Source organism: Plantactinospora sp. CNZ321 (assembly GCF_004217235.1).
Genome location: NZ_SHKQ01000001.1, coordinates 3,352,799 through 3,375,741, shown reverse-complemented (window position 1 = coordinate 3,375,741; position 22,943 = coordinate 3,352,799). Strand labels below are relative to the sequence as shown.

Here is a 22,943-nt window from a genome sequence, read left to right as displayed (position 1 = left end):
TCCGGCCGTCAGTGCGCGAACGCCCGTTGGCATCGGTCGCGGGGTGACGCGTTCCCGATATCCCGGCCCAACCGGTGTACCCCTGCCGAGGAGCAGGTGAGCTACGCCGCCGCGAATCAGCCTCACCGATCACTGACGGCTGCGGCGCCACTGCCGAAGGCCGCCGCTCGCCCGTCGGAGGGCGACGCGGGCCCCGCGTCCCGATCGGATGCCGAAAACGTCGGGTCGGTCCGGCACCCGAGAGCACACGGATCCGGTCGTGCCCTCGTAGGGTATTGATGGAAATTGACGACGTACCCGGTGTGGGAGGGCGAGGCGTGGAGATTCAGCCGCACCCGAACCGGGCAATCCCGCGCGCCCCGCCTCCGTACGGATGACCCCGAAGAGTTGCCAGCAGCCCGGTATTCGATCGCTGGGAGCATCGGATGCACTTCCGTCTACTTGGACCGCTGCGGGTCTCCACCGCTGCCGACGACGAGATACCGATCGGCCGGCCGAAGCTCCGCCTCCTGCTGGCCCTTCTCCTGGTCAGGGCCAACACCTCGGTTTCGGCGGACAGTCTGGTGAATGACCTGTGGGGGGCGGACCTGCCGGAGTCGGCCTCGTCGAATCTGCGTACGTACGTGTGGTCGCTGCGCCGGCTGCTGACGCAGGCCGACCCGGCGACCGCACTGATCAGCACGGATTCGCGCGGGTACATGATCCGGGTGTCGCCGGAGTGCCTGGACGTGCTGACGTTCGGTCGGCTGATCGCCGACGGCGCCGATGCGCGCCGGCTCGGGGATCTCAAGCTGGTGGTCAGACGGCTCGAACAGGCACTGGGATTGTGGCGCGGCGCGGCGTTCGAAGGCATTCCCCACACGAGCGGCCTGCTCGTCGCCACGGCGCAGCGCCTGGAAGAACAGCGGCTCGCCGCGGTGGAGGAACTTTTCGACGCCCGTCTCGGGCTGGGCCGGCATACCGAGGCGATCGCGGAGCTTCAGGGCTGGATCGTTCAGCATCCGTTGCGGGAGCGGTTGTGGGAGCAACTGATGCTGGCGCTCTACCGTGACGGGCGGCAGGCTGACGCGCTCGCCGCGTATCAGCGGCTACGGAGGCGCCTGGTCGAGGAGATCGGGGTGGAGCCGAGTCAGCCACTGCGGACGTTGCAGGGCCGGATTCTGCGATCCGATCCGACACTGGCACCGTCCGGTGGCGTCGCCACGGTGGCATCGTTGCGTGACGGCCTGACACCGCGGCAGCTACCGCTGGATGTCTCCACATTCGTTGGCCGGGCGGGCGAGCTGGCCATGCTGGGAGGGATGCTCGACCCGGGCGACGGAACCGGACATGGTCCCGTGGTGATCATCCACGGCCCTCCTGGCGTGGGCAAGTCGGCGCTGGCCGTCCATGCCGTCGACCTCTGGTCCAGGTGCTTCCCAGACGGGCAGCTGTATGTGAATCTCCGTGGGGCGACGCCGGGCGTCGAGCCGCTCTGTCCCGGCGAGGGCCTGGGCCGGTTCCTCCGAGCGCTGGGGGTTCCCGCGGCGGAGGTGCCGCACGACATCGAGGAGGCGGCAGCCCTCTACCGCACCCTGGTGGCCGCTCGACGGATGGTGGTCCTGTTGGACAACGCCGCGACGGCGGGTCAGGTGCGTCCGCTGCTGCCGGGCACGTCCCGCACCGCCGTGCTCGTCACCAGCCGGGCCGGTCTGACCGCCCTTGAAGGCGCCACCCACGTGGGTCTCGGCCCGCTCGACCCGGACGCATCGCGGGCGATGCTCGAACGCCTGATCGGCGATGCCCGGACGGCGGCCGACCCGCCGGCCACCGCGCGACTCGTCGAGCTGTGCGACCGGATGCCGCTCGGGCTGCACGTGGCCGCCTCCCGGCTCAAGACCAGGCCGGCCTGGACCGTCCGGGACCTGGTGGACCGCCTCACCGACGAGCAGCACCGGCTCACCGAACTGGCCTCCGGTGACCTCGCGGTGCGCAGCAGCCTTGGGGTGAGCTACGCGGCCCTGCGGCGAAGCGACGATCCGGGCGACCGTGCGGCCGCCCGCACGCTGTGCCTGATCGGCCTGGTAGCGGTAACCGACATCGATTCCCACATGGCGGCGGCCCTGCTCGACACAACGCCGGCCGAGGCGGACCGGGTCATCGAACGCCTGCTGGACGCCCATCTGGTGGAGACGGTCGAGTCCGACCGCTACCAGGTGCACGATCTGGTCCGGCTGTTCGCCCGGGAACTGGCCGCCAGTACCGTCCCAGAGGGTGAAGCCACCGCCGTGATCAGCAGGCTACTCGGCTACTACCTCGCCACCGCCCGCGACGCGACCCGACTGTTGTACTCGAACCGCACGCAGTATCCGGTGCCGGACGTGTCCGTGATGCCGAAGCCGTTCACCGCCCCGGACGAGGCTCACCGGTGGCTGGAGGCGGAACGGGTGAACCTGCTGGCGGCGGCCCGTCAGTCGTGGCATGGCCCGGACGAGCACGTTCGGCTCGGCATCGGGCTGGCACTGGCGCTGCACTGGTTCTTCTGCGTGGAGGGCTACCCCCGCGACATGATCGAACTGGACGAGCAAGCCATCGGCATGGCGAGGAAGGTGGGTGACCGGCGTTCGGAGGCGTACGCCAACGGCAGCATCGGTGGCGCGTTCATGATGGTCGGGCGCCCGGAGAAGGCCGAGGCACACATTGCGGCGGAGCTGTCCATCTGCCGGAAGCTCGGTGACCGCTTCGGCGAGCAGCGGGCGCTGGGTAACCTCGCGCTCACCTACCTGCTTCAGGACCGCCCTGAGGAGGCGGTCGTGCATCTGGAGCAGCAGTCGACGGTGGCCCACCAGATCGGTGCTGTGGTCGGCGAGGTGTACGCGCTCAAATCCCTGGGCCGGGCGTACCACCAGCTCGGCCGGCACGACGAAGCTATCCGGTTCGTCGAGAAGGCCCTGGCCTGGTACGACGAGACCGGCGACGACTATGCCGCGGCCGGGGCGCTCCAGCGGTTGGGCCTGATCCATATCGATCTCGGTCGCCTGGATCATGCTGCGGACCTGCTGACCCGCGCCGTTGAACGCGCGCGTCGGATCCGCCACCGACCGGGCGAGGCACAGGCCCTGATCGCCCTGGCCCGCGCCTCGCGGCTGCTCGGCGCCACGGACAGGGCGGCCAGCTACGCCGAGGAAGCGATCGCGATCGCCGACGAGCTGGGTTTGACCTGGGTCCGGACCATGGCGAGCACGGAGCACACAGCAGCCCTCGACGCCGGCCACGAGCACCGCGGCTAGCCGGTGCGCGCCGCGAGTCCCCGCCGGCGGCGGCACCGCCGGTCGTCGTCCGGCGGCATGGCCGGCCACTTCCAGGACGATCTCGGACGGGCTCGGCCTGTGTATGAGGCGTAGACCAGGCGTGTACGACCATCGATGAAACTTGACGAATGGGTGGGACATACGCAGAAGGCGGGTAGGCCGACCGAACGGCCTGAACGACCTGAGCGCTCGTCCGAGAGCGTCGGCGACAACGGTTCGGGGTAGACGATCTCCCCGCCGCACGGCACCTTCGCCGAGCTGTCGGAAGGTACACCCCGAACAGCCCGGCCCGGTGGCGGTCGCAGAGGGGGATGAGCATCCGGTGACGTACGTCGATCCAGACGCCGCCCAGGACAGTGCCGAGTATGTGCTGCTGCTTCGGCGGCGTCGAGAGGCGGCCGGTCTGTCGTACCGGCAGTTGGCCCGTCAGGCACGGCAGGGTGCCCGCTCGCTGCCGCCGAGTACGGTCGCCACGATGCTGCATCGGTCTACATTGCCCAGTCGCGACCTGGTCACGACATACATCCGGGCCTGCGGCGGCACCGACGCGGAGGTGGCCGCGTGGCTGGAGACAAGGACGCGGATCGCGATGTCGGCCGGCACCCGGCACCAGCGTCCGCCGGGCGGCGCCAAAATACACGGCGCCAGCACCGCCACGATCTCCGCCGAGCCGGTACTGCCGCGCCAGCTTCCGCCCGCGGTCGCCAACCTGGTTGGCCGGCGACACCAGATCGTCGAGATGGACACCGCGATCACCGGTCCCGGCCCCGGGCTGATCATCGTCTCCGGCGCGCCCGGCGTGGGCAAGACAGCGCTGGCGGTGCAGTGGGCACACCGGGTCAGCCGCCGATTTCCGGACGGTCAGTTCCACCTCGACCTCCGTGGCCACGGCCAGTGCGCCGCCGTGCCGACGCGGGCCGCGCTCGTCCAACTGCTCGTCGCACTCGGCGTGCCGGCCGGCCGGGTACCCACGGACGAGCGGCAGGCCGCCAGCCTGTTCCGGTCGGTGGTCGCGGGCCGGCGAGTCCTCCTGCTGCTGGACGGTGCGGTCTCGGCCGAGCAGGTGCGGCTGCTGCGCCCCGGCGGACCGGGTACCTGCACGGTGGTCACCAGTCGGGACAGCCTCGTCGGACTCGCCGTGCACGACGGTGGCCGGATGATCGAGGTACCACCGCTGGAGCAACCGCACGCGGTCCAGCTGCTGTCGCAGACCGTCGGTGAGCGGGCTGTCGCGGCCGAACCGGAGGCGGCCGGCGTGCTGACCGAGCTGTGTGACAGGTTGCCGCTGGCGTTACGGATCGCGGCCATCGGGCTGGGCCCCGGCACGAGGACTCCGCTCGCCGACCTCGTCGCCCGGATGCGCGCCAACGGGCGACTCACCGCGCTGGCCGTACACGGCGACCCGGAGGCCGGGCTCGAGGCATCCTTCGCTCCTTCCTACCACCGCTTGGACAACGCCTCGAAGCGGGTCTTCCGGCTACTCGGGACGCTTCCCACGGCTGTGGTCACCGCGTCGGTCGCGGCCGCCGCCCTGGCCGAGACGGTCGGGTACGTGCAGACCGCACTGTGCCGGCTCGTGGACGGGCACCTGGTCACCCGCCTGGGTGTCGACAGCTACTGGATGCCGGACCTGCTGCGCGAGTACGCGGGCCAGCTCGCCGTTGGATCTGACCCGTTTCTCGGACATCGCAGATCAGGGCGCGGCGAGCCCTCGAGGAGGATGTTCGTCGTGGAAGGCATGGGTAGGAGGTCGCCTGCCTCGTGAGGCGTTCCGGCAGCTCCTCGCGGCGCACCTGGTCGAGGCCGAGCTCACCGGCGTCATCCGACCAGGTCCTCCATGCGCAGCCGATCCTGTCGGTCGAACAGCAGGTCGTGCACCTTTCACCGCCGCCGGGAGGTCGGCGAGGTGATCCGCGCCTCGTCCGCGACCACTTTCTCGCCTGGTCCTCCCCTCCGGTCCGCGATCACCTCCCCGGGATACGCCCGCGGCGGTAGGCCCGCTGGCTCTTCTCCCGGCTGCCGCACACCGCCATGGAGCACCAGCGTCCAGAGCGGTTACGGGAGGCATCGTAGAACGTCCAGCGGCAGTAACCGCGCTCGCACGCCTTCAGCCGCACCCAGGTGCCGTCGTTGATGGCCCGGTGGAGGACGGGCCTCGGCGAGCAGTGGGACACCGCCAGGGCGTACTGGGCCGACCCGACCGACGACAGGCGCGCCGAGCTTCCGGACTGGCTGCACTTCGCCGGCACCCGTGACCAGTACCGCGCCGGGCTGCCCGAGTACCTGCGGGTGCTGCACCCGCCGGAGTCATGGCACCTCGACTGGGAGCGCATGAGCCGCCCCGGCAACGTCGAGGCGCAGTTCGCGCTCTTCACCGACTACGCCAACCACGTCGCCCGGTTCGAGGAGATCGCCGAGTACCACCGGGCTCACCAGCCGCCGGCCCTCGTGCTGTGGGGACGCCGCGACCCGTACTTCGACGTCGCCGAGGTCCTCGCCTACCACCGCGCCCTCGATCACCTGGACGCGCACATCTACGACGGCGGGCACTTCCTGCTGGAGACGCACCCGGCCGAGTGCGCCGAGCTCATCCGGGCGTTCGTGCTCGACAACGCCTGAACCGATCCGCCGCGGTGCATGGCCGGCCCGACCAGCTGCGGAGCGCTCACCTTCCGGCCATGACGGCAGTAATTTCACTGATACCCCACACCGGGTCGCGTCGGTACGTTCGAATCGCCCCAGGACGTGAGGAGAGCGGCCGTGACGGTTACCGTGTCCCAGCTCGGCGGCGACGCCGGTCCGGCACCGGCGCCCCCGCGGTACACCATCGACAACCTCGCCCGGCTGGTCGGGATGTCGCCGCGCAACATCCGGGCGCACCAGGCCCGCGGCCTGCTCGCGCCGCCCGCCCGGTACGGCCGGACCGCCTACTACGGCGCCGGCCACGTACGCCGGCTGGAGAACATCAAGTCGTTGCAGCGGCAGGGTTTCAACCTGGTCGCCATCGAGGCGATGCTCGGGGTACGCCACCTGACTCCGCCACCGGCCGAACCGCTGACGGACGCGCTGAACCGGCTGGCCGTCGAGCACCCCGCCCTGCTGCACAGCCTCGCCCGGCACGGCGTGCTGGTGCGCGCCGAGGAGGGCGCGGTCACCACGGCTCGCCCCCGGGCCGTGCAACCCGCACTCGCCCTGCACCAGGCCGGCGTGCCGGTGCTGGCCTCGCTGCGGCTGCTCGCCGAGGTGCTGGACCGGCTTCGCCCGGTCGCCGACGAACTCGTGCCGGCGGCCGAGGGCCGGTTGGCGCAGCTGTACCCGGCCGATGCCCCGGCCTCCCCCGGGCAGCAGCCCGGGCACGAGAGCGGGGTGCTGACCCAGGGCCTGGCCCGGCTGCTCAGCGAGGCCTTCCGGGTCGTCGCGGAGAACACCGGCACCGCCCGCGCTATCGATAGCCCCGCTTGAGCTATCGATAGCCCCGCTTGAGCAGGTACCTGGCCCCTGCCTCGAAGCCCTCGGGACTGAGTACCTCGAAGCCGAAGGCGTCGGCGAGCCGGGCGGTCGTGTTGAACGCGACACAGACCGCCAGCGCGTCCTTGACCTGCTGGCGTGAGACGCCGGCGGAAAGCACCTCCCGGACGTCCTCGGCACCGAGCTTTCCCTCGGCGGTCAGCTTGCCCAGCATCCGCAGCGTTGCCCGCAGCGGTTCCGGCACGGGGGCCGATTCCACGTCGGCCAGCACCGCCGCCACCAGCGGCCCGTCCTGGTATGCCTGCCGAGCGGTCGCGGTGTGCGCGGCTATGCAGAACGCCGACTCGTGCACCTTGGACACGTAGGCCGCCATCAGCTCCCGGTCGGCCACCGTCCAGGCGGACGGCCCGCGCATCGCCTCGTGAATGAACACCTTTGCCCGGGCGCCGTAGAAGTCGGGCCGGTAGAAGACCAGCTTCGCCGCGTCCGGAACCGGGTGCCCGGAGAAGAGCCGGATGAGCGCGAACAGCAGTTTGCTCCCGGGGTGGTAGCCGCGGTTGAGGATGTCGAGGCGCATTATTCGGCCCTCCCGTCGACGGTTGCCTCGGCCAGAGCCGCCAGTCCCGCGTCGTACAGCCGGGTGGACTGGCCGACCACAGCGCAGATGACCAGCTCGAAAAGCTGGTCCTCGCTGAAGCCCGACGCCCTTGCCGCGGCGAGGTCCGCCTCGGTGAGCTGCGTCGGCGTCGCGACGACCTTGTCGATCAGTGTGTCCAACGGCGGGGACAGGCCCTCGTTGCCGAACGCGCGGGCCCGCTGCTCTGCCGTGGCCCTGCCCTCGCCACTCAGGATGCGATCCACCAGTGCTCGGTGTGCCGCTCGCTTGCTGTCCTCGTCCGGCATGGCGTCCCCTCCTCCGCGGCTGGGCTGTCTGCCCTCCTGTAATTAGACGATCGGCGCGCGCCCGGACACGACACGGGGCAGAATCTTTTCGATTACCTCATCCCCGGGCCAGCAGGCCGACCAGCGCGGTACGCGAGGTCACCCCGAGCTTCCGGTAGATCCGCATCAGGTGCGCGTCGACCGTACGTGGGCTGATCTGGAGTTGCCTGGCGATCGCCCGGGACGTGGCACCGGTGACCGTCAGCTCGGCGACCTCCCGCTCCCGGGCGGTCAGCAGCGCCAACGGATGCGCCGGATCCGACACCGCCCCGGGCCGGTCGGCCGGCACGGCACGCCGGGACAGCCGCGCGGCCAGCTGGCGCTGGGCCCGGTCCGCCCGCCCGGCCAGCCAGCGTGCCCCGCTGGCCGTGAAGAGCCGCTTGGCCCGGCCGAGCTGCTCACGGGCCGACCGCGGGTCCCCGGTCGCCGTCAGCCCCTCGGCGAGCACCATCCGGGCCTGGCCCTCCGTCACCGGCATGCCGGCCGCGCCGAGCCGACCGATCGCCGGTGCCGCCTCCGTGACGGCGTCACCCGGATCGCCGTAGGTCAGGGCCAGGGTCGCACCGGCCATACCGACCAGCCCGAGTCGACCGGGCAGGTCGCCGGCGGCGTCGGCGGCCCGGATGAGCCAACGCCGGGCCGGCGGTGGTACGCCCCCCGGCCCGTCTCGCACCGGTCCGGGCCCCCCAGCGAGGGCGGCGGCGGAGAGCGCCCGTACGACGAGCACGCCCGCCTCGGCCGGCCCGAGGCAGCGGTACGTCTCCGTGTCGGCCAGCAGCTCCTGGCAGCCGGCGTCGTCGCCGACGGCCGCGCTCGCCTCGGCCAGGTGCATCCGCACCACCGCCCGGTACAGCGTGGACCGTGGGGCGGCGCTGCCCCGCAGCCGGTCCAGGGCCGGGCGTACCGCATCCGGTCCGGCGAGCCAGAGCAGCGGCCGGAGCCGTACCGCCGCCGCCAGCGTCGCCGCCTCGGCGCTCCCCTGCCACCGGGCGATCTCCTCCGCCTCCTCGGCGTCCCGTAGCGCGTCGTCGACCCGGCCCACGGTGCCGTAGAGCACACTCCGGGCGGCGTAGAGCAGTGGATGCACGTGGATCCGCCCGTACCGGAGCCCCACCTCGATGCCCCGCTCCGCGTGCGCCAGCCCGTCGTCGACCCGGTCCAGCATCGCCTCGATCCAGCCGAGCAGCGCGATCGCGCCGAGTTCGTCCCGGAGCGCGACGTCGCCGAGGGCGTCGACCAGCCGGGCGGCGTAGGAGACCCGCAGCCGGGCGGTGGCCAGTGGTTCCCGGGCGACCGCGCAGGCCGCCAGCACGGTGCTGGCGGCGGCCTCGACCCCCCGATGACCGCCCTGCCGCGCCCGGTCCATCGTCCTGCCGGCGTGCCTGGCCCCGGTTCGCCAGCGACCGGCCAGCATCTCCGTCACCGCGAGTTCGAGCCGCAGCATCGCCTGCGGGGTGCCGGTGCCGCCGAGCCGTTCCAGTTCGCTGCTGAGCAACGCGCTGGCGACGTCGAGCCGGCCGGCGAGCCGCTCCAGCACGGCGAGCTGCTCGACCGCCGCGTGCCGGTGCGGGCCGGCTACCGCGACGAGATCGTGCAGCACGGTCCGCGCCTCGTCGAACTGGCCGGTCACCCCGAGCGCCTTGGCGAACAGCAGCCGCAGCTCGGACCGGCGATCGGCCCGACCGGTGCCGTCCGGCAGCGCCGACAGTGCGACGCGCAGCCAGCCGGCGCTGGTGCTCGGCGCCGTACCCATGGTGGTGATCGCGGCCATGGCGATGACCTCGGCGGCGGCCTCGTCGCCCGGCTGGATCGCCCTCGCCAGGTGGTGGGCCCGCAGCGTCAGCGGGGCGCCGCCGCGTTCCAGGTGGGCGGCGGCGCGGCGGTGGGCGGCCAGCCGCCAGGCCGGACCGGCGAGCCAGTACGCCACCGCCCGCACCAGCGAGTGCCGGAAGTCCAGCTCCGCGCCGACCTGGCGGAGCAGGTTCCGGGCCACCAGCGCGTCGAGCGCGGCGGTGGTGCGGTGCGAATCGATCCCGGCCGCGGCGGCGACGGCGCCGATGTCGAGGCCGGGGCCGACCACGGCGGTCGCCTGGAGCACGAGCCGTTCGGTCGGGTCCAGCCCACGGATCTCGATCGCCATCGCACCGTGCAGGGCGTCGGTCACCGGCTCGTCGGGGAAGTCGCCGCGGCGCAGCGCGGCGAGGACCTGCGTCGAGGTGCCGGCCAGCAGCTCCAGGTAGAGCGGGTTGCCGCCGCTGACCTGGTGCAGCAGCCGACGCCGGGACGGCGGCTCGGCGGGCAGCAACTGGTGCACGTCGGCGCCGGTCAGCGGGGCGAGCCGGAGCCGATCGGGCAGCGGCGCCAGGTGGGCGAGTTCCTCGGCCAGTCTGGGCGGGCACTGCGCGGACCGGAACGCGAGCACCACCGTGATCCGGGCGTCCGGCGGATGCCGCAGCAGGTAGCCGAGAAACTCGACGGAGGCGTCGTCGGCCCACTGCACGTCGTCGAAGACCAGCAGCGCTCCGGCGGGGCGGGCGGCGGCGGTGACCAGGCCGCGCAACCGGCGGTGCCGCCGGTGCCGGTCGACCGCCGCGGTGGCCGGCCCCGGCCCGCCGGGGTCGTGCACCGCGAGAGTGTCGAGCGCCGCGTGCAGGTCGGCCCGATGATCGGGTACGCCGGCCAGCGCGTCCAGCAGCACGCCGTACGGGAGGGAGTGCTCGAACTCGGTCGCCCGACCGAGCAGCACGGTACGACCACGGTCAGCGGCCAGCTGTGCCAGTTCGGCCACGAGTCGACTCTTGCCGATGCCCGGTTCGCCGTCCAGCACCAGGAACCGGGGCCGTGTCCGGTCCTCGTCGAGCAGCGCGACCATCCGGGCCAGCTCGGCGTCCCGACCAACCAGCGCGGCGACGGTGTGCGCCGCCGCCGGTCGCGGTACGGCCGTCGGCTCCGATGGCGATGTGACCGGCACCTGCGAACCTCCAGGACATGGGGTGATCCTGGTCCGAGGTAACCGCGTCGACAGCCGCCCATGCCAGAGGAGATCGGGCAGAACTATAAGCGGTCATCAGTCCATTGACACCATGGCGCCGGGAATCCCGGCGCGCCCCCTTCCCGGCTCCCGGGGCCGTTACCGCAGCTCCGAAGCGCCGGACGGACCGGGCGACGGGCTCGGACACGGCGCCGGCGCCGCCGGCGGGCGGTGGCCACGGAGGCGGGTGTAGTCGCGGATGGCGCCCACTCCCGTGCCCGGTGCCGCGGGCGGCTTCCCGCAGTACGGAACGCACGGTCCCGCAGGTGGGACCGGGCGGGCGCCCGCGCTGACCGGTCCGTTCGGACCGGCTCCCGCCGCGGCAGCCGGTCAGTGGCGGAGCTTCCGGGCCGCCGTCCGGGCCACCCGCACCCCGACCATCCCCGGCACCGCCCGGGTCGCCGCCTCCCGTACGCCCCTGATGGCCATGCCCGGCATGCTCCGGTCGCCCCGGCCGCCCATCTCGCGCACGCCCCTGGCCACCATCCCGCCCAGGCCCATGCCCATGCCCTTGCCCGTCATGCCGCGCATTCGCTTGCCGGCCATCCCACGCATCTGTTTGCCGGCCATCCCCCGCATGCTCCTGGTCCGGTGCGCGATCCCACCCATCCGGTGCAGCACGCCCTGGATCACCTGGCCGGGCTTCTGCTGCTCGCCGGCGAGCGCGGTGACCACGATCAACCCGCCGGTCAGGGCCGGGATCACCCACTGCAACACCCGCAGCTGCCGCTGCCGGGCCGCGACACCCGGCGGCGTGCCGTTCTCCGGAGCCGTCGTCGCCACCACCGGCGCCTCGCTGCTCTTCTCCAACTGCATCCCGAGCATCCGGCTGTAGCCGGTCGCCGCCAGCGCCGCCACCGTCAGCCCGGTCTTGACCGCGCTCATCCGGCCCACCCCGGCCTGGACCAACATCCGCGGGCTCTCGGTGATCAGCTCACCGGCGGCACCGGCGACATGGGTGCCGATCGCCGCCGCGTTCACCGGGGTCCATCTGGCCCAGCCGGCCGAGGCGACCCCCAACCGCTGTCTCGAATCGCTCACCTTCGCCGCCGCGCCGTTGACCCCGATCGCACCCATCAGCGCGCCGCCGAACCAGGCAGCCAGGCCGAGATCGTGCATCGAGCGCAGTACCGTGTGCCGCTCCGACATCTGCCAACCTCCGTCGTAGGAGATCCGCCGGGTACCCGCCCGGGCGACTTCCAATCCCCGGTCGGGCTAGTCCAACACGATGTCGTCGTCGGGTACGCCCAGGTCCTGGACCTGGTAGTCGATGCCGCGCAGCGGCAGGTTCCGGACGAAGAAGACCCTCGACGGCAGCCCTGTCGACTGCCCGGTCCCCTGGGTGATCCCGGTACCCGTGAAGCAGAGCCAGCTGATCCCGAGCACCTCCCGGATGAAGTAGTCCGGGCCCCACGGGGTGTACCTGCGCTGCCGGATGGTGCAGCTCGCATACCACGCCTGCTGGTCGCCGGAGTAGTAGTTCCGGGGTGGGCGGCCGAGCAGCGCCCGTTCCTCGTCGGTCGCCGCGAAGCACGCCGCGCGGGCCGGATCGGAGAGGATCCGGAAGGCCGCCTTCCAGGTGGCCGGCAGCAGGTCCATCCTGCGGCGGTTGCGCTCACCCAGCTCGAAGGTGAGGGCCAGCCAGGGGCCGTTCGAGTTTTCGACCTGCTCGAAGGCGTCTCCGATCCAGAGGTTGGCGAGGATCTGCCGCAGGGTGCGGTGCCGCTGCTCGTCGTGGTCCCCGACGAAGACGTACTTGCGGGTGCCGAGGCCGAGCTGCCCGGCGGGGTCGAAGCCGTCCCGGGGTACCAGCCGGACGGCCCGCTCGACCACCGTCCGCTCCTCGTACCGGCGCAGAAGCTCGTCGGCCGGCATCGCAAGACGGTGTCGGAAGGTCTCCCGCAGCCGCCCGGCGACCTCCGGCAGCCCGCCCGCGGCGGTGACCGGGAGTGCCTGCCCGAGCCGCAGGCCGAAGGGAAGGTGACCGTTCCCGGCGGACCCGTTCAGCAGGATGGGCACGACCCGGTGCGCTCCGTTCTCCCGGCGGGACAGCTCGACGGCCTCGGCTACCTCCTCCCGCTGGTGGTAGGCGCGGTCCGTAGCGTCGGAGATCAGCATCAGGGTGATCGCCGCGCCGCGCCGGGCGGCCGGCAGCCGATCGCCCCGGTCGTCGCCGGGCGGCAGGCTCCGGTGGTCGAGAAACACCCGGAAGGGGGGACTGAGCAGGTCGTACAGTTCCTCCGCGGCGGCGCGGTCCGCAGGCGCGTACTCGATGAAGAAGTCCCAACGGTCCTCTCGGGTCATGCCCTGCTCCGTCATCTCGGCATCATCGCCGGTGGGGATCGCACCGATGCCCCATCCAAGCAGCCCGTCCGGCGTCCGTCGATGCCAACCACCAGCCCGATGGTCGCCGATCGGGCGACGTTCGCGGCCGGTCCGGATCCGTTCGTCGGGATCGGTGGTGCGACCGGTCGGCAGCGTCGGCGCGCCAGCCTCCGGACCGGGCGGCGCGAACTCCCCCGGCTGTGCCACACTCCGAGGCTGCGCCTGCACAGCAGGTGGCCGGCACGCCGGCCCCACCGCCGACGCCCCAGAAGCCGGACGCCCCCAAGAAAAGGAAACCCCCATGCAGCTCGATGTGCTCCAGTCCCAGCGCCAGTTCCACGTCCGGCAGCGGATTCGGTTCATGGTCAACCAGTACGAGGTACACGCGGTCAACCCGGACGGCTCAGAGGGCGAGCTGCTGGCCTTCGCCCAGCAGAAGCGGCTCGCCTTCAAGGAGCAGGTGACCCTCTACGCGGACGACACCAAGCAGCAGCCGGTGCTCGGCTTCAAGGCCCGTCAGGTGATGGACCTCGGTGCGACGTACGACGTGACCGACGCCGCCGGTACCCCCATCGGGCTGTTCCGCAAGGACTTCAAGGCATCGCTGCTCCGCTCCACCTGGCACGTCGAGCAGCCGGGGCTCGGGCAGGCCACCGGCCAGGAGCGCAGTCTGCCGGTCGCGCTGCTGCGCCGGTTCGTCGACTCGCTGTCCTGGTTGCCGTACCACTTCGACTTCACCATCGGCGGCCAGCCGGCGTTCTCGGTGGTGAAGAAGTGGGGTCTGCGCGACCGGTACGTGGTCGACATCCACCTGCCGCAGCTCGACCGCCGACTGGTCATCGCGATGGCGGTCGGGCTGGACGCGTTGCAGAGCCGCTGACCCGCGAGCCGTCCGATGGGGGCCGGCGTCGACCGCCGGCCCCCATCGGAACGTAGGGCTCGATCCCGAAAGCTCGGGCAGATCCGTGGGTGACCCGATCCACCCTGGCCAGTGGCTTGCAGTGCGCGGAACGCGGTCCGGCACAACGCCGGAACGGCGCGGTGGAACCGCGGCCCGGCTGGCGCGGTACCCGGTCCAGGAGGCAGCATGGCGGGCGTGTCTCAGCCACCACAACTTGCCGCCGTGCAGGGCCGCGCCCGGGCGCTACGCGACGGCGGTGACGATCCGGGTGCCCGACGGCTGCTCACCCAGGCGCTCGACGCGGCCCGCCCGGCCTACGGCAAGGACCATCCGGAAGTGCTGGCCACCGTCGGGGTGCTGGCACGGTGGCACCGGGAGGCCGACGACCCGGCGGCCGCCCGGCGGCTGCTCGAGGAGGCGCTGCTCGATGGTCAACGCCGGTGGGGCGAAGCCGACCCCCTGATGCTGTCGCTCAGCTTCGAGCTCGGCGCCGTCGCCGAGGAACTGGGCAACCGGCACGAGGCACGCCGCAACTTCGGCCGGGTCGCCTCGCTCGGGCCGGGTGTGCTCGGCGACGACCACTGGCAGGTCCGGGCGGCCCGGGACTACCTCGGGGAGGCGGCCGGCGCGGCCACGGCACTCTCCGCGCCACCCGCCGGGCCGGCCGCGGTCCCGCCGCCACCGGCCGGGCCGAACCCGGTCCCGCCGCCACCCGCCGGGCCGAACCCGGTCCCGCCCCCGCCTCCGTCGCCGATGTCCGCACCACCGGCCCAACCGGCCGGCGGTGGATCGTTCCAGCCGGCCGCCACCTCACCGACCTACGCACCAGCCGCCGGACCGGTGTCGGGACATCCGGCCGGACCGGTGTCGGGACATCCGGCCGGACCGGGGTCAGGACATCCGGCCGAGCCGGCAACCTCGCCGTACGCCGAGCAGATGCCGGCGACGTACCCGCCGTACTCGGCGCAGTCGGCTGCCCGGTCCGAGCCGTACCCGGTAAGCGCTCCACCCCCGGCTGCCGTCCCGGCCGCACCGGCGCCCGAGCCGAGCCGCGGTCGCGGTTCGACGGTGGCCGCCGCGATCGCCGCCACCGCAGCGGTGGTCGCCGCGATCGTGGTGGTGGTCACGGTGGTGGTCGACAGGAGCGGTTCACCCGGCCCGGGGCCGACCGACGAGCGCGGCGAGCCGATCGTCGCCGGTGAGCCACCGACCGACGTGAAGCTGCTCGACGAGGGCACCGCGATCACCGTCACCTGGACCGACCCGAGCGGCGGAACCGTGCCGTTCGTCGTCGCCGGCGGCCGCGCCGGCCAGCAGACCAAACCGATGATTACTCTCAGTGCCGGCGAGACCACCTACAAGGTGAACGCGCTGAACCCCAAGCTCGATTACTGCTTCTCGGTGCTCGCCGTCTATTCGACCAATGAATTCGCCCCATCCGATCTTGCCTGCACGAAGCGCGACGGCACCGGGGCGACGCCGCCCTGATCACAATTCGACAACCGTTCTTACCACGCTGACCTGCGGAGACGGTGACGGGCGACGGAGCTTATCCACAATTCGCGCCGCCTCCGTCCACAAGGGCACGCTCCAGGTACCCGCGGGCAAAGCCAGGGCCCTATGATGGCACGCGGTTTCGGGAAAGATTCGCTGACGACGGCGGTCGGACACGACCGCCCACGGGTGGGGAGGCGGCCGACTGTGGTCACCACAGGCAACGGCTTGACAGGCAGTGACGGCACCGGCGGGGCCGACCCCGCCGGCGTGGCGCCCGGTGCGCCGCCGGCCCGCCGCCGCACCCGGATCCGGGGCGGACTGGTCACCATCGCCACCGTGGCCGCCCTGGCCGCCGCGATGGGGCTGACCGTGCTCGGGCTCGGCGCCGCCGACAACGCCGTGGCCAGCTTCGATGCCAGTTCCTGGCTGTGGAGCACAGCCAGGAGCGAGGTGGCCCGGGTCAACGGCGTCACCGGTCGGGTCGACACCCGGGTCCAGATCCCGCAGGGCCGCAACCATCGGATGCAGGTGGTGCAGACCGACCGGTTGCTGATCCTGCGCGACCTGAACACCGGCCAGGTCAGCTCGCTGGACCTGGCCACCCTGCAGATCATCGCGACCACCAGTACCACCGCCGGGATCGGGGTCAACGTGGCCCTGCACGAGGACGCGGCGTTCGTCGTCGACGCGGTGCAGGGGATCGTGCGCCAACTCGACCCCCGGTCGCTGACCCCGGTCGGCGAGCAGATCCACTACCCGCCCGGCATCACCGGCGGCGAGTTCGACGGCACCGGGCGGCTCTGGGTCGCGGTGCCCAGCGAGGGGACCGTCTCCGCCATCACCGCCGCCAAGCTCCCGGCGTCCGACAGCGGCGGCACGGGCGGCAGTGTCAGCCCGGAGCAGGTCTTCAACGACGCGGTCGCCGACCCGAGCCACGACCTGACGATCTCCACTCTGGACGACGGCGTGGCGGTGCTCGACCGGACCACCAACACGTTGACCACACTGCGCGGCGGGGACAAGCAACCGGTCAAACTGCCGCTCACCGGCCCGGGCGCGATGCCGCCCCGGACCACCGGCCTCCGGGTGCCGGTGACGGTGCTGGACGACCGCAACATCGTGGTGGCCGACAACGGCACCGTGGGGCAGCAGTTCAGGGTGCCGGGCGCCGGCACCCGGCTGAGCCCCGCCGTCGCCTGGGCGGACCGGTTCTACTGCGCCGACGAGGACACCGGCACCGTCTACTCGTTCGATCCCACCGGCAAGCTGCTGGAAAAGATCGAGATCCCGGGCGCCAACGGCCCGCTGGAGCTGGAGGTCCGGGAGAACCACCTCTTCATCAACGCCCCGAACTCCGCCGTCGCCCGGGTCATCGACGACAAGCACCAGGTCAAGGAGGTCGACAAGTACGCCAACGACGTGCTCGGTGGTGACCCGCCGCCGAACCCGCCGCCGCCTCCGCCGCCGCCGAAGCCGGTGATCAGCAAGCCGAGCGCGCCGAAGTCGGTGACCGCCGCCGCCGGCAATGCCCAGGCCCGGGTGAGCTGGCGACCCGCCGCGGCCAACGGTGCTGCCATCACCCGGTACGTGGTGCAGGGCGCCGGCCGGACCTTCGAGGTGGGCGCCAACCAGCGCTCGCTGGAGGTGACCGGCCTGACCAACGGCGAGACCTACCGGTTCTCGGTGCACGCGGTGAACGCCAAGGGCGCCGGTCCGGCGAAGAGGAGCAACCCGGTGGTGCCGACCTCCGAGGTGCCGGATCCGCCGGCCAGCGTCACCGCCGAGGAGCGGCCGGACGGCACGGTCGTGGTCAGGTGGCCGGCCGCCAACGGCCAGGGCTACAAGATCAACAAGTACGCCGTGACCGCCATCTCGGCCGGCGCCAACGCACCGGTCGGCGAGTCGACCAAGACCGAGCTGGTGATCCCGGCCGGCGAACTCGACTACGGCAACCAGTACGCCTTCACCGTGGTCTCGATCAACGAGAAGGGCGCCGGCTCGGCCGCCTCGCCGGCCAGCAACACCGTCGTCCCGTTCAGCACCCCGGCCGCGCCGGTCAACCTCCAGGCCAAGACGGTTGCCGGCTCACCCGGCACCGTCTCGATGACCTGGAGCCCGCCGGCCGACAACGGCCGTCCGATCACGAAATACCTGGTCGACGCGGGCGGGAAGAAGAGCGAGGTGACCGACACCCAGGCCACCGTGGGAGGGCTGGGTGACGGGGCGACCGTCACCGTCCGGGTGCAGGCGGTCAACGAGGCCGGCCCCGGTGCCACCGCGACCGACACGGCCAGGACGGTCGCGGCGCCCCGGGTCACCATCACCGGGACCTCCGCCGACGCCACCTCGGTCACGGTCGACTTCACCGTGGACGACGGCGGTGGGAAGGCGAGTTGTTCGGTGACGCCGGCCGGCCGGGCCAAGGTCAACGGCAACTGCTCCAGCATCCGGGTCACCGGGCTGACTCCCAGCACGTCCTACGACCTCACGGTGACGGCGACCAATGCGGCCGGCAACGGCACCGACAAGGTCAGCAAGTCGACCGCCGCTGTCTACGGCATCGCCACCTGCAAGAACGGACCCGACGGGGACCAGCGGACCTACTGCGACTCGGACGGCCCGGGCCGCAATGGCAACGAGATCTTCTCGGGGACCCGGCAGAACAACGACCAGCAGGTCGGCTGGGCGAGGCCGGGCACCCGGTTGGAGGCGTACTGCAAGAAGTCCGGCCAGGAGATCGACGCCTGGATCTACAACGACAACAAGAAGAGCACCTGGTGGGTCCAGGTCAAGTACGAGGGCAAGAACTACATCCCGTTCGCCTGGCTCGACCTCGAGGGGGGCGACAATATCAACATCCTGCCGACCTGCTGACCGCGTCGGTAGCAGGGAGCACCTCCGGTAACAGGGAGCACCACGACGTGAACAACCACGAGCCGCTTACCCCGCACCATGTACAGGGCTTCGCCAACCTGGCCGCCCGGATCGCCGACAACATCAGCTCGGTGGTGCTGGGTAAGCCGCACGTGGTCCGGCTGGCGCTCACCGCGCTCTTCGCCCAGGGGCACGTCCTGCTGGAGGACGTGCCCGGGGTGGGCAAGACCACCCTGGCCCGGGCGATCGCGGCGACCGTGCACGGCCAGTGGCGGCGGATCCAGTTCACGCCGGACCTGCTCCCCGCCGACGTCTCCGGGGTGACCATCTTCAACCAGGCCAGCCGGGCCTTCGAGTTCCACCCCGGCCCGGTCTTCGCGAACATCGTCATCGCCGACGAGATCAACCGGGCCTCCCCGAAGACCCAGTCGGCGCTGCTGGAGGTGATGGAGGAGCGCAACGTCACCGTGGACGGGGTCCGGCACCCGGTCCCCCGGCCGTTCCTGGTGGTCGCCACCCAGAACCCGGTCGAGATGGACGGCACCTACCGGCTGCCCGAGGCGCAGCTCGACCGGTTCCTGGTGAAGCTCTCCGTCGGCTACCCCGACGAGGCGGTCGAGATCGAGGTGCTCCGCGGTGCCCCGATGCGCTCGCCGGAGGCGCTGGAGCCGGTCACCGACACCGCCACCGTCGGCGAGATGGTCCGGATGGCCCAGCGGGTGCACATCGCCGATCCGCTCTACGCGTACGCGGTCCGGCTGGCGGCGGCGACCCGCACCCACCCGCAGGTCCGGGTCGGGGTCAGCCCCCGGGGTGTGATCGCGCTGACCCGGGCGGCCTGCGCGTACGCCCTGATCGACGGGCGGGGCTGGATCCTTCCCGAAGACCTCAAGACGCTCACCGAGCCGGTCTTCGCACACCGGATCCTGCTCTCCCCCGACGCCCAGGTCCGGGGCGTCACCGCGACCGAGGTGCTGCACGAGGCGGTCGCGTCGGTGCCGGTGCCGCTCCCGTCGGGCCAGCTCGCCTCGGCCGGCACCTGAGCCCGGCGTCATGACGGTCACCTCCCGCGGCGTCGGCCTCCTCGTCGGCGCCGCCATCCTCCTCGTCACCGGTTTCCGGTTCGGCTACCCCGAACTCGCCCTGCTCGGCACCACCGCCGCCATCGCGGTCGCCTGCGCCGCCGGCAACGCCGCCTGGCGCCCCCGACTCGACGTCAGCCGGGTCGCCGACCCGGACCGGGTGGGTCGGGGCGAGCCGGCGAGCATGACGCTGACGGTCCGCAACAGCGCCCGGCTCCGCTCGGCCAACCTGATCGCCGAGGACCGCTGCGGCGACCGCGCGGTGCCGGTGCCGCTGCTCCGGCTGCGTCCGGGTCGGGACACCACGGTCAGCTATCCGGTCCCCACCTTCCGGCGCGGCGTGATCGACGTCGGCCCGCTGCGGGTCACCGGGCGAGACGCGTTCGGACTGATCACCGTCGCCCGCTCGCACGGCGAGACCGCGCAGGTCTGGGTACATCCCCGGATCCACCCGCTGGCGGCGGTGCCGGCCGGCGTCGCACGGAGCATGGACGGCCGGATCGACAAGGTGCCGCAGGGGTCGATCACCTTCGACTCGCTCCGGGAGTACGTCGTCGGTGACGAGCTGCGCCGGGTGCACTGGCGAAGCAGCGCAAAGGTCGGCGAGTTGATGGTCAAGGAGCAGATGGACACCAGCCTGCCCCGGATCGTCGTACTGCTGGACAACCGGGCCGGTGCCCATCCGGGGCGGGTCGACGGGATCGCCGAGACGTTCGAGTCGGCCTGCGAGGCGGCGGCCTCGGTGGTGGTCGCCGCCCGCCGCGAGGACCTGCCGGTGACGCTGCTGCTGGTCGCGGACTTCGACGGCTCCGGGGAGTTCCTGGACCGGCTCGCCGCCGCCGACCTGGTGCGGGGACCGCAGGGCACCGAGGGCGACCCGCTGCGCACCACCACGCTGCGGCTGCGGCAGGAACGGCTCGGCGACACCCTGGTCTTCCTCACCGGTCCGGGCGCCGCCGCCGACCTCGGCTACGTCGGCGCGCTCCGCCCGGGGTACCCGTCGGTGGTGGCCGGAGTGTTCGGCGCTGGCGGGCAGAGCCCCGCCGGCACGTCCGGACTGGTCGTGATCGACGCGGCCGACGGTGCGGAGTTCGCGGCCGAGTGGGACGGGGTCCGCCGGTGGTGAGATTCCTCCGGACGCTGCCGGTGCCGCTGGCCCTGGTGGCGATGATCGGCCTGGCCGGTGCCGTCCTCGGCGGGGTGTACGCCGACCCGCTGCTCAGCCGGCTCGTCCTCGGCGCGGCGGTCGGCTCGGTCGGGGTCAGCCTGGCCGCCCGGCGCCTGCCGTCCTGGCTGGTCGCCCCGCTCTCGGTGCTGGCCCTGTTCGGCTACACGGCCGCCGCGGTCCGGTTCACCGCCCAGCGGGCCGACCTGCCCGGCTCGCTCGGCGAGGTGGCGGCCGACGCCGCCCGCAACGGCATCCCCCGGCTGCTCACCGCGCTGATCCCGGTCGAGCCGACGCCGGACACCGTGATCGTGCCGCTGGTCGCGGCCTGGCTGGCCGGGCTGGCCGGTGCCGAGGTCGGGATCCGGGCCGACCGGGTGCTGCTCGGCCTGACCGCCCCGGCTGCCCTGTACGCGGGCGCGCTCTACGTCGTGGGCCCGAACGCCGACTCGACACCCTGGCTGACCGTGGCGTTCGCCGCCGCCGGTGCGCTGGCCCTGGCTGCCGGCGCACCGCCGGCTCCGCCGGAGCACCGCCGCGACCCCGATCCGGCCGCTGAGCTGGGTCCGGGGGTCAGGGCCGCGCTGCGGGCCCGCACCCTGGCCAGTACCGCACTGGGCGTGGTGGTGGTGCTCGGCCTCACCGTGCTGGTGGCGCCCGTCGTGGCCCGGCAGGTCGGCACCACCCCGGTCGACCCGCGCCGCTACGTCCAACCGCCGCAGGTGGACAGCCTCGACGAGAATCCGCTGATCCGGATCTCCGGCTGGGCGCTGAACCCGGACCAGAAGCTGCTCGACGTGGCCACCGTCGCGGGCGGCCCGCCGGCGGCCAGCACCGCCACGCCGACCCCGGCCGGCGACGGCGCGGAGCCGGCCGAGGAGGAGGGTCCGGGACCCGGCCAGCGGATCCGGCTCGCCGTGCTCGGCGACTACGACGGGGTGACCTGGCGGGTCGGCGCGACGTACCGGAACGCGGGACGGGTGCTGCCCGAGCCGGAGCCGCTGCCCGACAGCCGGGTGAGGCAGGTGGTGCAGCAGATCACCATCGACGGACTGACCGGCAAGTTGCTGCCTGCGGTACCCACCCCGCGTGAGGTGACCGGCGCCCGGGTCGCGTACGACCAGGAGAGTGGGACGCTGATCCGGCCGGAGGGGCTGACGGCCGGGCTGACCTACTCGGTCACCTCCCGACAGGAGAGCCCCGACTACAGCCTGCTGCCCTCGGCCGGCGTGCCGGCCGGCGACGAGGTGGCCCGGTTCCTCAGGGTCGAGCCGGGTGCGCCGGAACAGATGCAGCAGCTAGCCGCCCATCTCGCCGAGGAGAACGGCGCGCCGTACGCCCGGGCCGACGCGATCGAGAGGTTCCTCGCCGAGCACTACCGGGTGGTAGCCGACGCGCCGAGCGGGCACGCCTATCCCAACCTCAACTTCTTCCTCTTCGGTCCGGGCAACGGCGGTGGGCAGCGGGGCACCTCGGAGCAGTTCGCCGCCTCCTTCGCGGTACTCGGCCGGATGATCGGGCTGCCCACCCGGGTGGTGGTCGGTTTCCGGTCGCCGACCGGCACCGGACCGGTGCGCGGCGCGGACGCCCTCGCCTGGCCCGAGGTGCTCTTCGACGGCCTCGGCTGGGTGGCGTTCGACCCGTTGCCGAAGCCGAACACCCGACCAAAGCCGGTGGAGCGGGACTTCAAGCCGGAGCCGGAGGATCCCACGCCGCCGCCGGACGAGGCGTCGCAGACTCCGGCGGCCACCCCGAGCGGCACGCTCGGCCCGCAGGCGGCGCCGGACCGGGGTGGCCTCGGCACCCCGGTCCTGGTCGGCGGCGGTATCGGCGGGCTGCTGCTCCTGCTCGCCGGGCTGGCCACCCTGATCGTCGGCATGCGCCGGGGCATGCGTCGCCGCCGACTCACCGAGGGGCCGCCGGCCCAGCGGATCGCCGGAGCCTGGCGGGAGGTGACCGACGCGTTGCGGCTGGCCGGGCGGCCGGTGCCGGATCATCTGGCGGCCACCGAGGTCGCCGAGCACGCCAGGTCCACCCTGCGCCGAGCGGCGGAGGCGGGGCGGGCGCCCGACGGCGTTCCCGAGCAGCCGGTCCGCCCCGGAGCGCTCCGCCCGGCGGCGCCGGCCGTCGACGACCTGGCCGCGCTGGTCAACCTGGCCGCGTTCGCGCCCGGCAACGCCACCGACGACCAGGCTCGGCGGGCCGGTGAACTGGCGGTGGCGTACGCGGCGGAACTCCGCGCCGACCGGCCGTGGTGGCGCCGGCTGCTCTGGTCGCTGCATCCCGGCCCGCTCCGCTGGCGGCGTTGACCAGCCCTTGCGGACGTGCGGCGCCACGCTACCGGCCACCACGGTGACGCCACCGAGGA

At 72.7% G+C, this 22,943-nt stretch carries 16 protein-coding genes; 10 read left to right on the top strand and 6 right to left on the bottom strand.

Features of this window, described 5'->3' with window-relative positions; translation table 11 throughout:
- Positions 1 to 425: 425 nt before the first annotated feature.
- Together EV371_RS14920 and EV371_RS14915 are read left to right on the top strand one after the other, a co-directional pair.
- Complete coding sequence (locus EV371_RS14920; protein ID WP_130462568.1) at positions 426 to 3,269, top strand: BTAD domain-containing putative transcriptional regulator; 2,844 nt, start codon at positions 426 to 428, stop codon at positions 3,267 to 3,269.
- Positions 3,270 to 3,612: 343 nt separating this feature from the next.
- Entirely contained in the window at positions 3,613 to 5,055 is a 1,443-nt protein-coding gene (locus tag EV371_RS14915) for an XRE family transcriptional regulator (protein ID WP_165436698.1), read from the top strand.
- A gap of 199 nt (positions 5,056 to 5,254) precedes the next feature.
- Here EV371_RS14915 and EV371_RS34325 read toward each other — a convergent pair whose 3' ends face one another.
- The gene (locus EV371_RS34325) at positions 5,255 to 5,407 is read right to left on the bottom strand and encodes a CGNR zinc finger domain-containing protein (RefSeq protein ID WP_486484620.1); all 153 of its coding nucleotides are present in this window, start codon (positions 5,405 to 5,407) and stop codon (positions 5,255 to 5,257) included.
- A 16-nt stretch (positions 5,408 to 5,423) separates the two neighbouring features.
- Here EV371_RS34325 and EV371_RS14905 point away from each other — a divergent pair, with 16 nt between their 5' ends.
- Both EV371_RS14905 and EV371_RS14900 read left to right on the top strand, forming a co-directional pair.
- Entirely contained in the window at positions 5,424 to 5,909 is a 486-nt protein-coding gene (locus EV371_RS14905) for an alpha/beta fold hydrolase (RefSeq protein ID WP_486484619.1), read from the top strand.
- A 141-nt stretch (positions 5,910 to 6,050) separates the two neighbouring features.
- Positions 6,051 to 6,752, top strand: a complete 702-nt coding sequence (locus EV371_RS14900) for a MerR family transcriptional regulator (RefSeq protein ID WP_130462565.1) — start codon at positions 6,051 to 6,053, stop codon at positions 6,750 to 6,752.
- A 1-nt stretch (position 6,753) separates the two neighbouring features.
- On the opposite strand, the gene EV371_RS14895 is transcribed toward EV371_RS14900, so the two are convergent.
- The 5 genes from EV371_RS14895 to EV371_RS14875 form a co-directional block, all read right to left on the bottom strand.
- A complete protein-coding gene (locus tag EV371_RS14895) occupies positions 6,754 to 7,335 on the bottom strand; it encodes a carboxymuconolactone decarboxylase family protein (protein ID WP_130462564.1) in 582 nt (193 codons plus the stop codon).
- Entirely contained in the window at positions 7,335 to 7,661 is a 327-nt protein-coding gene (locus tag EV371_RS14890) for a carboxymuconolactone decarboxylase family protein (protein ID WP_130462563.1), read from the bottom strand. Before EV371_RS14890 ends, EV371_RS14895 begins: the two co-directional genes overlap by 1 nt.
- 97 nt (positions 7,662 to 7,758) lie before the next feature.
- Positions 7,759 to 10,671 carry a LuxR family transcriptional regulator gene (locus EV371_RS14885; protein ID WP_130462562.1) on the bottom strand — a complete coding sequence of 971 codons (2,913 nt, stop codon included), beginning with the start codon at positions 10,669 to 10,671 and terminating at the stop codon, positions 7,759 to 7,761.
- Between the two features lie 390 nt (positions 10,672 to 11,061).
- Entirely contained in the window at positions 11,062 to 11,880 is an 819-nt protein-coding gene (locus EV371_RS14880; protein WP_349337249.1) for a hypothetical protein, read from the bottom strand.
- A 66-nt stretch (positions 11,881 to 11,946) separates the two neighbouring features.
- On the bottom strand, positions 11,947 to 13,035 hold the full coding sequence (locus EV371_RS14875) for a toll/interleukin-1 receptor domain-containing protein (RefSeq protein ID WP_165436697.1): 1,089 nt from the start codon (positions 13,033 to 13,035) through the stop codon (positions 11,947 to 11,949).
- Between the two features lie 322 nt (positions 13,036 to 13,357).
- On the opposite strand from EV371_RS14875, the gene EV371_RS14870 reads away from it, so the two are divergent.
- The 6 genes from EV371_RS14870 to EV371_RS14845 all read left to right on the top strand — a co-directional run bounded on the left by EV371_RS14870 (position 13,358) and on the right by EV371_RS14845 (position 22,884).
- Positions 13,358 to 13,936, top strand: a complete 579-nt coding sequence (locus EV371_RS14870; RefSeq protein WP_130462560.1) for an LURP-one-related family protein — start codon at positions 13,358 to 13,360, stop codon at positions 13,934 to 13,936.
- A 207-nt stretch (positions 13,937 to 14,143) separates the two neighbouring features.
- The gene (locus EV371_RS14865) at positions 14,144 to 15,445 is read left to right on the top strand and encodes a tetratricopeptide repeat protein (protein ID WP_486484618.1); all 1,302 of its coding nucleotides are present in this window, start codon (positions 14,144 to 14,146) and stop codon (positions 15,443 to 15,445) included.
- A gap of 276 nt (positions 15,446 to 15,721) precedes the next feature.
- The gene (locus tag EV371_RS14860) at positions 15,722 to 18,328 is read left to right on the top strand and encodes a fibronectin type III domain-containing protein (protein ID WP_486484940.1); all 2,607 of its coding nucleotides are present in this window, start codon (positions 15,722 to 15,724) and stop codon (positions 18,326 to 18,328) included.
- Positions 18,329 to 18,375: 47 nt separating this feature from the next.
- Positions 18,376 to 19,371, top strand: coding sequence for an AAA family ATPase (locus tag EV371_RS14855; protein WP_130462559.1), 996 nt, complete (start codon positions 18,376 to 18,378; stop codon positions 19,369 to 19,371).
- Between the two features lie 10 nt (positions 19,372 to 19,381).
- Positions 19,382 to 20,536, top strand: a complete 1,155-nt coding sequence (locus EV371_RS14850) for a DUF58 domain-containing protein (RefSeq protein WP_130462558.1) — start codon at positions 19,382 to 19,384, stop codon at positions 20,534 to 20,536.
- Between the two features lie 41 nt (positions 20,537 to 20,577).
- A complete protein-coding gene (locus EV371_RS14845; RefSeq protein ID WP_130465922.1) occupies positions 20,578 to 22,884 on the top strand; it encodes a transglutaminase TgpA family protein in 2,307 nt (768 codons plus the stop codon).
- Positions 22,885 to 22,943: the final 59 nt, after the last annotated feature.